Annotated in this window: 8 protein-coding genes and 1 tRNA gene; 2 read left to right on the top strand and 7 right to left on the bottom strand. The window is 75.6% G+C overall.

Going from position 1 to position 10,339, the window contains the following annotated elements:
- Both CS2_RS16270 and CS2_RS16265 read left to right on the top strand, forming a co-directional pair.
- Positions 1-913 (top strand): metallophosphoesterase (locus CS2_RS16270; protein ID WP_070320767.1); only part of this gene is annotated, 913 nt, incomplete at its 5' end.
- A 48-nt stretch (positions 914-961) separates the two neighbouring features.
- Positions 962-1,035 (top strand) — tRNA-Pro (locus tag CS2_RS16265).
- An 80-nt stretch (positions 1,036-1,115) separates the two neighbouring features.
- Here CS2_RS16265 and CS2_RS16260 read toward each other — a convergent pair.
- The 7 genes from CS2_RS16260 to CS2_RS16230 form a co-directional block, all read right to left on the bottom strand.
- Complete coding sequence (locus CS2_RS16260) at positions 1,116-2,141, bottom strand: aminoglycoside phosphotransferase/kinase family protein (protein ID WP_070320766.1); 1,026 nt, start codon at positions 2,139-2,141, stop codon at positions 1,116-1,118.
- Between the two features lie 158 nt (positions 2,142-2,299).
- Positions 2,300-3,280 (bottom strand): DUF4097 family beta strand repeat-containing protein, encoded by a 981-nt coding sequence (locus CS2_RS16255; protein WP_070320765.1) that lies wholly within the window; start codon positions 3,278-3,280, stop codon positions 2,300-2,302.
- Positions 3,277-3,948, bottom strand: a complete 672-nt coding sequence (locus tag CS2_RS16250; protein WP_046529315.1) for a response regulator transcription factor — start codon at positions 3,946-3,948, stop codon at positions 3,277-3,279. Before CS2_RS16250 ends, CS2_RS16255 begins: the two co-directional genes overlap by 4 nt.
- Positions 3,936-5,336: a sensor histidine kinase gene (locus tag CS2_RS16245; RefSeq protein ID WP_082740309.1), complete on the bottom strand. Its 1,401-nt coding sequence runs from the start codon at positions 5,334-5,336 to the stop codon at positions 3,936-3,938. Before CS2_RS16245 ends, CS2_RS16250 begins: the two co-directional genes overlap by 13 nt.
- A 224-nt stretch (positions 5,337-5,560) precedes the next feature.
- Positions 5,561-8,089 carry a glycoside hydrolase family 48 protein gene (locus CS2_RS16240; RefSeq protein ID WP_070320764.1) on the bottom strand — a complete coding sequence of 843 codons (2,529 nt, stop codon included), beginning with the start codon at positions 8,087-8,089 and terminating at the stop codon, positions 5,561-5,563.
- Positions 8,090-8,370: 281 nt separating this feature from the next.
- Positions 8,371-9,246 (bottom strand): ABC transporter permease, encoded by an 876-nt coding sequence (locus CS2_RS16235; RefSeq protein ID WP_082740308.1) that lies wholly within the window; start codon positions 9,244-9,246, stop codon positions 8,371-8,373.
- A gap of 1 nt (position 9,247) precedes the next feature.
- The gene (locus CS2_RS16230) at positions 9,248-10,228 is read right to left on the bottom strand and encodes an ABC transporter ATP-binding protein (protein WP_070320763.1); all 981 of its coding nucleotides are present in this window, start codon (positions 10,226-10,228) and stop codon (positions 9,248-9,250) included.
- Between the last annotated feature and the right edge of the window lie 111 nt (positions 10,229-10,339).

Raw genomic sequence — 10,339 nt, 5'->3', positions numbered from 1 at the left:
GCTCGCCGGCGCCGCCGCGCTCGCGTGGGCCTCGCTGGTCGAGGTGCGCTGGTACGCGCTGCGCGAGGTGACCGTGCCGGTCCTGCCGGCGGGGCAGGACCCGCTGCGGATCCTGCACGTGTCGGACCTGCACCTGACGCCCGGGCAGCACCGCAAGGTCGACTGGGTGCGCGACCTGGCGTCGCTCGACCCGCACCTCGTGGTCGACACGGGCGACAACTGGGCGCACCTCGAGGCGATGCCCGCGCTGCTGCGCGCGTTCGAGCCGCTGCTGCAGCTGCCGGGCGCGTTCGTGCTCGGCTCCAACGACTACGTCGCGCCGTCGTTCAAGAACCCGGCGCGCTACCTGCTGCCCGACGCGCGCCGCACGCCGGCGGGCCCGCCCGTCGCGCTGCCGTGGCGCGAGCTCGTCGCGCGGCTGACGGGCGCGGGCTGGATCGACCTGTCGAACCGCCGCGACGTGCTCGAGGTCGACGGCCGCACGCTGTCGTTCGTGGGGACGGACGACGCGCACCTCGACCGTGACCGCATGCCCCCCGCGGGCGGCCCCGACGACGCGCGGACGTCCGACGGCAGGTCCCCCGCGGTCGACCTGCACCTGGGCGTGACGCACGCGCCGTACCGCCGTGTGCTCGACGCGATGCACGCCGACGGCGTCGACCTGACGATCGCCGGGCACACGCACGGCGGCCAGCTCGCGGTGCCGTTCCTCGGCGCGCTCACCACCAACTGCGACCTCGACCTGCGGCGCGCCAAGGGTCTGCACGGCTGGCCGGGCGCGCGGCCCGACCGCCCCGCCGGCGCCGGGTCGTCGTGGCTGCACGTGTCAGCGGGCCTCGGCACGTCGCCGTACGCGCCCGTGCGGTTCGCGTGCCGACCCGAGGCGACGCTCCTCACACTCACGTCGCCCTGACGCATTTCGTGTCCGGGCCGCTCGTCGGCTATCCTTACCAGGCTCCACCGGGGTGTGGCGCAGCTTGGTAGCGCGCTTCGTTCGGGACGAAGAGGTCGTGGGTTCAAATCCCGCCACCCCGACAGACGGTGTCCACGGGCACCGACGCAAGAGGCCGGACCCTCAGGGTCCGGCCTCTTGGCGTTCACGGCGCAGGCGCGCGTCAGAGCGCCCAGCGGCCCGGCTCGAGCAGCAGCAGGTCGGTGAGGTACCCCCGGCGCGCCGGGTCGGCCCACTCGGCGTCGTCGGTGCCCTCCGTGAGCATCCACGTGCCCCACTCGAGGCGCATGTACACCAGCGCGTCCTCCCACCGCGCGCGCTCGGCGGGCGTCAGCGGCGGCGCGACCGCGAGGTACGCGTCGCGCAGCACCGCCCACTCGCGTGCGTCCGGCAGCGCCGCCGGGCCCGCCTCGTGACCCGCGAAGAGCGCCGTGTACGCGAGGTCCAGCAGACGCGGCGCGACCTCGCCGTTCTCGAGGTCCACCATGACCGGGCCGTCGTCGCCCACGACGACGTTGACCGCACGCACGTCGAGCGCGACCGGCCACGCGGGCAGCGCCGCGTCCCGCACGCGCGGCAGCTGCGCGTCCCAGAACCCCTCGAGCTCGTCGGCCCAGCGCGCCGCGACCTCGTCGGGCAGCCCCAGCCGAGCGACCACGCCGGCGATCGCGTCGACGTCCTCGGCGACCGACGCGGCGTCGTGCTCGGGCCACGCGAAGCGCGGCAGGTCGGCGAGCGCCGGGTCGTCGGCGAGCGGTGCGGACGCGGCGTGCAGGCGGCCCAGCAGGTCGCCGAGCAGCGCGAGGTCGGCGGGCAGGTGCACGGGGCGTCCGTCGACGAACGGGTATACGACGCGGTGCTCGACGCCGTCCGGGCCGGGCACCGCGAGCGGCACGGGGAGGCCGTCGACCGGGGCCAGGGCACCCACGCCTGCGGCGACCAGCGCACGCGCCCACGCCGTGAGCGCGCGCTGCCCGGGGCCGTCGTCGAGCGCGGGCCTGACCACCACGCGCGTGCCGTCGCCCAACCGGGCGGCGTGCACGGGCGACGAGTCGTGCAGGGGTGCGGGGTCGACGTCGGCGTCCGGGCCGGTGCGCTCGCGCAGCACGGCACGCAGCGCGGCGACGGACGACGGGGCGGGGTCGGACGACGGGGCGGGGTCGGACGACGGGGCAGGGTCGGACGGCATGCGGGGCCTCTCGTCGGCGGGACGCCGCGGGGTCGTCGGCGTGGCGTCGGCTGGGGCGCGCGGGGACGACCGTGGGGGCCGTGCGGTGCGCACGGCCCCCACGGTCACCCGGGCGTCGTGCGGTGCGCACACGAGTTGCGCACCGCACGACGCGCCGGTCAGCCGCGCGGCCCCAGGTAGGACACGTCGCCGTCGGACGACCGGATCGTCACGGAGCGCGACGCACCCGGGTCGGTCGGTGCGTCGACGGTCTGGCGGCCGCTGCTCGTGCTCATGTCGAGCGCGACCGGGGCACCCGTGCCGTGCACCGTCACGCGGCCGCTGCTCGTCACGGCGCTCACGTCGCCGTCGACCCCGGCCACCAGCACCGCACCGTCCGACGACCGTGCCGACGTCGTCCCGCCCGCGCCGTCGACCTCGACGCGCCCCGAGGACGTGCGTGCCTCCACGCCGCCGCCCGCGTCACGGACCATGACGTCACCGTCCGACGAGCGGGCGGCCACGGCACCACCGGCACCGATGATCTCGACACGGCCCGACGAGGTCCGCGCCTGCACCGCGCCGCCCACGTCCGACACGCTCACCGAGCCGTCCGAGGAGCGGGCCGTCACGGCCCCGCTCGCGCCGACCACGGTGACGTGCCCGGAGGACGTGCGGACCGTCGCGGTCGCGACCGCGCCCTCCGCGTCGACGTCGCCGTCGCTCGTGCGCACCACGAGGTCGGTGCCCTCGGGCAGGCGCACCGACGTGCTCGTGCGGCACGTGCCGATGAAGCGCCACCCGCACGTGTGGCGCACCACCACGCGGTCGTCGCCCTGCTCGGTGGACGAGTCCGGGGTGCGCCACAGGGCGCGCGTCCGGCGCTCGACCTCGACCGTGTCACCCGTGGTCGCGAGCACCGTCACGGACCCGTCGGCGACGATCTCGACGACGGCGGCCGCCGGCACCGACTCGGTCGTCGTCTCGGTCGTCGCGGTGAGCTCGGCGAGGCCCTGCTGCGCGAGCTGCGCGACGCAGATCCCCGCGAGCACGGCACCGACGATCGTCAGGACGCGGCCCCGGCGAGACGGGCGGCCGACGGGCGGCGGGGTGTCGGCGGCAGCCGGGGCGGGTGCGGCGGGCGTGGTGGGCGTGGTCATCGCGGGGTTCCGTTCGTGGGGGCGTCCTCGAGCCAGCGCAGCACCGCGAGCACACGGCGGTGGTCGGACGCGTCCGGCGGGAGGTCGAGCTTGGTGAGGATGGACGTGACGTGCTTCTCGACGGCCGGCAGGCCGATGACGAGGCGCTCGGCGATGGCCGCGTTGGACCGGCCCTCGGCCATCAGGCCGATGACGTCGCGCTCGCGGGGGGTCAGCGCGTCGAGCGTGCTGCGCCGCGACCGCGCGAACACCTGCGCGACGACCTCGGGGTCGACGACCGTGCCGCCGGCCGCGACCCGCGCGAGCGCGTCGAGGAAGTCGTCGACGTCGGCCACGCGGTCCTTGAGGACGTACCCGAGGCCGCGGGCGTCGGCCGCGAGCAGCTCCCGCGCGTAGCGGGCCTCGACGTACTGCGAGAGCACCAGCACCGGCAGCCCGCGGTGCAGGCCGCGCAGGTGGACGGCGGCCCGCAGGCCCTCGTCGGTGTGCGTGGGCGGCATCCGGACGTCGGTCAGCAGCAGGTCCGGGAGGTCAGCGTCGGGGTCGCCCAGCACCGCGACGAGCTCGTCGGCCGTGCGGTACCCGGTGACGTCGTGGCCCTCGGCGGTCAGCAGCCGCGTGAGCCCGTCGAGCAGGAGGACCGAGTCCTCGGCGATCACGATGCGCACGGCACCTCCACGGTGAGCACGGTGCCGCCCGTCGCCGGGCTGAGCAGCAGGAACGCGCCGTCGAGCGCCTCGACGCGGCGCCGCAGGCCGTCGAGCCCGCCGCCGGGTGCGGCGGTGGCCCCGCCGCGGCCGTCGTCGGCGACCTCGACGCGCAGCCGGTCGCCCGCCACGGTCGCGCGCACCACCACCTGGGCGGCGTGCGCGTGCTTGGCGACGTTGGTGAGCGCCTCGGCGACCACGAAGTACGCGGCGGCCTGGGCCTGCACGCACATGCCGGGCTCGAGGCCGCGCGTCTCGACGTCGACCGGCACCGGGCTGCGCGCCGCGAGCGCCGAGAGCGCCGCGTCGAGGCCGCGGTCCGTGAGCACGGCCGGGTGCACGCCGCGCACGAGGTCGCGCAGCTCGGCGAGCACCTCCTTGATCTCGCCGTGCGCGGCGTCGACCGCCGCGACCGCGGCCTGCGGGTCGTGCGCGGCGGCGCGGCGCGCGACCCCGAGCTCGACGCCCAGCGCGACCAGGCGCTGCTGCGCGCCGTCGTGCAGGTCGCGCTCGATGCGGCGGCGCTCGTCGTCGGCCGCGTCCACGGCCGCGCTGCGGGTCTCGCGCAGGTGCTCGGCACGCCCCTCGGCCGCGTTCGCGCGGGTCTCGGCCTCGCGGGCGGCGCGCTCGACGTCGGCACGCGACCGGCCGCCCAGCAGCGCACGACCCAGCCGCACCTGCGCGAGCGTCGTGAGCTGCACGACCAGCGCGGACACCCACGGCAGCACGACCGCGACCGGCACCGCCACGTACGCCGGCACGTGGATCACGTCGAACGGCTGCCGCGAGGCGTCGACGAACGGCGTCGCCAGCAGCACCCACGGCACCGCCGCGAACGACGCGGCCAGCGGCACCGCGACCGACGTCAGGACGCTCGTGACCGCGGCGTGCGCGACCGCGAGCCACGCGCGGTCGTCGCGGGCACGGGGCCACCACGACCGCCGGCCCCACCCGGCGGGCGCGGGCGAAGGCGGCAGCACGACCACACCGAGCTGCGCCGCGAGCCGCGTGCGCTCGACGCGGCCGTAGCCGCGGGCCAGCGCGAGCGTGCCCAGCAGGACCGGGACGCCGACCACGACGAGCGCGGTGCCCACGCCCACGGCGACGCCGGTGATCAGCAGGATCGCGGCGAGCACGGTGAAGAGCGTCGAGATCGCCAGCTGCCCCGCCCCGCTCCACGTGGCGGCGGAGACGGGGGCCAGCAGGAGCGCGCGGCCGCCACGCAGCGCGGGTGCGACGTGCTGCACGTCGACGTCGGCCGGGACGTGGTCGGACGGGTCGCGCAGGGCCGTGGTGGACGGGGTGGACCGGCCCGCGCGGGGCGGGACGGTGACGGGGCCGGAGGTCATGACCACGAACCTAGGGCGCGGGGCGCGGCGCCCGCGCCCGTGCTCGCCCACGGACCGGGGGTAGGGCTGCCCCCACCCCCGGCGCGGCGGTCGGCACGGTGGCCGTCACGACGGCGGCGGGCACGACCGAGGGGCCGGCCCCGGGGGATCGTCCCGGGACCGGCCCCTCCCCTGCCGTGCATGGGGTCACGGTCAGGTCCGCCGGCGCAGGGCCGGCGGGTGCGTCAGCCGACGGCGCAGGTCGCGCCGTTCAGCGTGAAGGACGTCGGCGCGGTGTTGGTCCCCGAGTGGGAGCCGTTGAAGCCGATGTCCACCGACGCGCCCGGTGCGAGCGTGCCGTTCCACGCGGCGTTGGTGGCCGTCACGCTCGTGCCGGACTGCGCCCAGGTCGCGCTCCAGCCCTGCTGGACGGTCTGCCCGTTGGCGAACGTGAACCGCAGGCTCCACCCGTTCAGCGCGGTGGTGCCGTTGTTCGTCACGCGCACCGAGGCCGTGAAGCCGGAGTTCCAGCTGCTGGCCGTGTACCTCACGGTGCACGCACCGGTCGGCGTCGGGGTGGGCGTGACCGTCGGCGTCGGCGTCGGCGTCGGCGTGACCGTCGGCGTCGGGGTCGGCGTGACCGTCGGCGTCGGCGTCACGGTCGGCGTCGGCGTCGGCGTGACCGTCGGCGTCGGGGTCGGCGTCGGCGTCGTGCCGTCGCTCTCGAACAGGCGGTGGTAGTCCGACAGCGCGCCCGCGATGGCCGTCTGGGCCCAGAACCGGTGGTACGTGAACTGCGGGTCGACACCCGTGCTCAGCGCCGTCTGGACCTTCGACCACTGCGGGTCCTGCTTGTAGAACGACCGGATGTCGAGGAACGACACGCCCGGCTTGATCTGGTCTCCGTTGGGCATGGTGCCCGACCAGCCGTTGGGCACGTAGACCCCGTTGCCGCCCGCGGTGTAGACGTCGTCGAACCGCTGGTAGTCGCCGCGCGTCTCGACCGACGTGACGCCCAGCGAGTCCTGGTTGTGCTCCCAGATCGCGTCGAGCAGGTCCTTGGCGGTGTCACGCGCCGCGGTGTCGCCCGAGCGGGCGGCGTAGAACAGCAGGGCGCGCGCCGTGTCGCCGGCGACGCCGACGTCCTGGCCCGAGCTCTTGACGGTGACCGTGAGACCGGCGTTCGAGCCCGGGTTGGTCGGGTTCCACGTGTCGGGCTTGCCCGACCACGTCAGCTCGGACGGCACCGACCAGTCCGCACCGTCGGTCTCGACGTGGTCGACGACCCAGTCGGCCCACTTGTCGAGGATCTTCTTCGCCTTCGCGTTGCCGGTCTCGTAGTAGAGCTCGGCGACGCGCTGGACGCCCCACGCCTGCATGCCGAACCACTGGTTCGACGGCGGGTCGGCGTACACGGGCGCCTCGGTGTAGGCCATGCCGTAGAACGTCGGCGTGCCGGCCGGGGGCTGCGCGTACGCGCCGTCCCAGCTGTTCGTCGCGCCGCCGGCGATCGGGCCGTTGCTCGACTGCAGCCACGTGTAGAACTCGAGCTGCCGGTCGAGGGCCTTCGTCCAGTCGGACTTGGCGGTCGGCGACTTGGGCGTCAGGGCCGGGTCGTTGGCCAGGGCCCACGCGGCGAACGGGTTCTGGTAGCCGAAGTGCGCGTGCGACGAGCTGATGCGCCACGACCACGGCGACGACGTGTCGAGCGCACCGCCCCACGCCATGTACCAGGACAGCAGGTAGTGCGCGGACTCGCGGTTGCTGCCGGCCGGGCAGGACGGCGACGTGCAGCCGATCTGCTTGAAGTACTTGTCGAACAGCGTGTACCGCAGGTAGTCGCCCATCTTCGACGCCTTGGCGACGGTCTCGGCGACCTGCGCCTGCTTGCCCTGCTCGGTGGCCCACTTGTTGGCCCAGTACACCGCCTCGATCGCGCGCGCGTCGGCGTCGGACGCCGACGTGTACTTCCACTGCTTCGCGTACGACGCGTCACCCGTGAAGATGTCGAGGAACCCGTTGCGCCCGCCCGACGTGAAGTCGTCGCACGTGGGCTGCGGGATGGTCTCCCACACCGACTCCTGCGGGCCGCGCTGGAACGTGTTGATGAGCGACATGCCCTGGTGCGACGGGCCGAGCTGGCAGCCGGGGCCGGGTGCGGCGCCGAAGCCGTAGACGTTGTCGACGTCGCCCAGCCAGTGCATCTGGTAGATGTCCGGCGAGCCGTACGCCGAGCGCAGCTCGGCGGCGAGCGGGTCGCGGCCGACCGAGACGCCGCTGCTCAGCTGCGACGGGTAGTTGCTCGGGTGGTTGTACTCGGCGGCGTACGTGGCCGGCTTGCTCGCGTCGTACGACGCGTTGGTCGGCTGGTCCTCCTTCTGCGGGATCATGTACGTCTCGAGGTTCTTCCACGCGGCGTTCAGCGGTGCCCACTCACCGGTGGCCTGCCCGTAGAGGGCCTCGAGCCAGATCCAGTAGGAGTACGTCTCCGACGTCGTCTCGTGCCCGTAGTCGGGCGCCTCGACCATGAGCGTCTCGACCGCGTGGTACGGGATGCCCTGCGCGCTGAAGTACCCGTTGGCCGGGTCCTTGATCTTCTCGTACTGCTCGAGGAACCGCGTCTTGTACTCGTCGCTGACGATGGCGGCGGCCGGGGCCGGCCCGCCGCCGGACAGCGCGGAGGCGGCCTGCGCGCCGCCCGCGGCCACGAGCGTCACGCTCGTCAGGACGGCCCAGGCCGCTCTGACGGCGCGCCGTCGGGTGGGTGAGGTCATGGTGCGAACCTTTCCTGGCGTCGACCACGCGCGGCCTCGGTGCCGGCGTGGGCCCGGGCGGCGGCCTCGGTGCCGCCGCCCGGTCCTGCACGAAGGAACGGACCGCGGGGGTCGCGACGACGGGCGTCGCGCCCGGGCGCGGCCTGGACGGGCTCACTCTGTGGGGGCGCACAGGTGCCGTCCAGGTCGCGAAACGCTTAGGGACGGCGGTTGGTGGGAGCGCGACCAGGCACGCCCCCGACCGACGCGCGACGGCGCCGTGCCGCCGCGCCGCGCGGGCCTCAGGTCCAGCGGAACAGCCGCACCGCGAGCGGCAGCCCCACCGCGGCCCACACACCCATGACCAGCAGCTCCGCGCCCGGGAACGGCTGCCCGACCCACGCCGCCGTCATGGCCTGCGTCGCGGCGCCCAGCGGCGTCCACCGCGCGAGCGCCTGCACGACGTCCGGCATGAGCGGCAGCGGCAGCCACACGCCCGCGAAGAACAGCGACACGAAGTACAGCGTCATGCCCCAGCCGTTGGCCGCCGCGGCGGTCGGCGCGAGCGCCGCGACCAGCGACCCGAGCGCGAACGTCGACAGCACGGCCAGCAGGAACGCGAGCAGCACCGTCGCGACGTGCACGGGCGTCGCGATGCCGAGCACGACGACGCCCGCCCCGACCGCGAGCAGCGCGGCCGCCACGAGCGCGACCAGGTGGACCACGACCTGCGCGACCAGCAGCCGCGCCGGGCCGACCGGGGTCGTCGAGAGCCGGCGCAGCACGCCGCGCTGCCGGTACGTCGCGACGACCGCGGGGAAGGTCGACAGCGCGACGGTCCCCACGGCGAGGCTGAGGACCGTGGGCGTGTACCCCGTGATCGCCGAGATCCCCGCGAGCGCGGGGTCGCCCTCGTCGTACGGCTGGTCGGCCCACGGCATCACCAGGCCCAGCACCGTCAGCAGCAGGGCCGGGAACAGCAGCGAGAAGAACAGCACCGACGGGTCCCGCAGGAACAGCCGCGCCTCGACGAGGGTCATGCGCAGCAGCGCGCCGCCGCGGCCCGTGCGCCGGCGGGCGTCGTGCGGGGCCGGTGCGAGCGCGCCGCGCCCACGCGTGGGGGCGGGGCCGCCCGCGGGGACGGGCGCACCGGCCGGGACAGGGGTCGTGGGGCTCATGTCACACCTCCGCAGCGGTCGTGGCGGGCCGGGGGTCGGCGTCGGTCGACGCGGACGGGTCGGCGTCCGCACCCGTGAGGGAGACGAACGCGTCCTCGAGCGACGCGCGCTCGAGACGCACGTCGGTGGTGCGCACCCCCGCGCGCGCGAGCGCGACGAGCGCGTCCTGCACGAGCGCACCGCCGCCGCGCACGACGAGCGCGCCGTCGGCCACGCGCGCGTCCCGCATGTCGGGGACGTCCGCGAGCGCCGCGAGGAGCGCGGCGTCCGGCACGGCGGCCTCGGGGCGCACGTGCAGCACCTGCTCGCCGTGCGCGAGGCGCACGATCTCGGCGAGCGTGCCGACCGCCGCGACCCGGCCCGACGCGATGAGCGCGATGCGGTCGCACAGCCGCTCGGCCTCCTCCATGAGGTGCGTGACCAGCACGATCGTGACGCCCGCGTCGCGGATCGCCTCGACCACGGCCCACGTCTCGCGGCGCGCGTGCGGGTCGAGCCCTGTGGTGAGCTCGTCGAGGATCGCGAGCTGCGGCCGCCCGACGAGCGCGAGCGCGACCGACAGCCGCTGCTTCTGGCCGCCCGAGAGGTCCTTGAACGCGGCGTCGCGCTTGGCGGCCAGCCCCAGCAGGTCGAGCAGGTCCGCCGGGTCGGCCGGGTCGGCGTAGAACGACGCGTACAGGTCGAGCGCCTCGGCGACGCGCAGCCGGTCCGGCAGCGCAGACTCCTGCAGCTGCAGACCCACCTGCTCGTGCAACGTCGCGGCGTCGCGCGTCGGGTCGAGGCCGAGCACCTCGACCGTGCCGCCGTCGGGGCGGCGCAGCCCGGCGATCATCTCGACGGTCGTGGTCTTGCCGGCGCCGTTGCGGCCGAGCACGCCGTAGATCTCGCCGCGCTCGACGGTCAGGGAGACGTCCTGCACGGCGAGCGTGCTGCCGTAGGCCTTGCGCAGGTGCTCGGCCCGGACGACGGGGGCGGTGGTCATCGTGACCTCCAGGGTGGGTGGACGTGGGGAGACGCGGGTGCGCGCGGGTGCGCGGTGCCGCGGGGCCGGCGGGCGGTCCCGTGGTGACGTCGTGCTCGTGCGGGCGGGCGG

It is taken from the genome of Cellulomonas iranensis NBRC 101100 = JCM 18110 (assembly GCF_001552375.1).
In the GTDB taxonomy this organism is placed as follows: Bacteria; Actinomycetota; Actinomycetes; order Actinomycetales; family Cellulomonadaceae; genus Cellulomonas; species Cellulomonas iranensis.
Note: the sequence above shows the minus strand (reverse complement) of the source record. Positions and strands in the feature narration are given on the sequence as shown.

What these genes read in the sequence shown, in the direction of transcription:
- CS2_RS16260 (WP_070320766.1), bottom strand. Translation starts at nt 2,141, where the DNA reads ATGCCGTCCGACCCTGCCCCGTCGTCCGACCCCGCCCCGTCGTCCGAC.
- CS2_RS16255 (WP_070320765.1), bottom strand. Translation starts at nt 3,280, where the DNA reads ATGACCACGCCCACCACGCCCGCCGCACCCGCCCCGGCTGCCGCCGAC.
- CS2_RS16245 (WP_082740309.1), bottom strand. Translation starts at nt 5,336, where the DNA reads ATGACCTCCGGCCCCGTCACCGTCCCGCCCCGCGCGGGCCGGTCCACC.
- CS2_RS16240 (WP_070320764.1), bottom strand. Translation starts at nt 8,089, where the DNA reads ATGACCTCACCCACCCGACGGCGCGCCGTCAGAGCGGCCTGGGCCGTC.
- CS2_RS16235 (WP_082740308.1), bottom strand. Translation starts at nt 9,246, where the DNA reads ATGAGCCCCACGACCCCTGTCCCGGCCGGTGCGCCCGTCCCCGCGGGC.
- CS2_RS16230 (WP_070320763.1), bottom strand. Translation starts at nt 10,228, where the DNA reads ATGACCACCGCCCCCGTCGTCCGGGCCGAGCACCTGCGCAAGGCCTAC.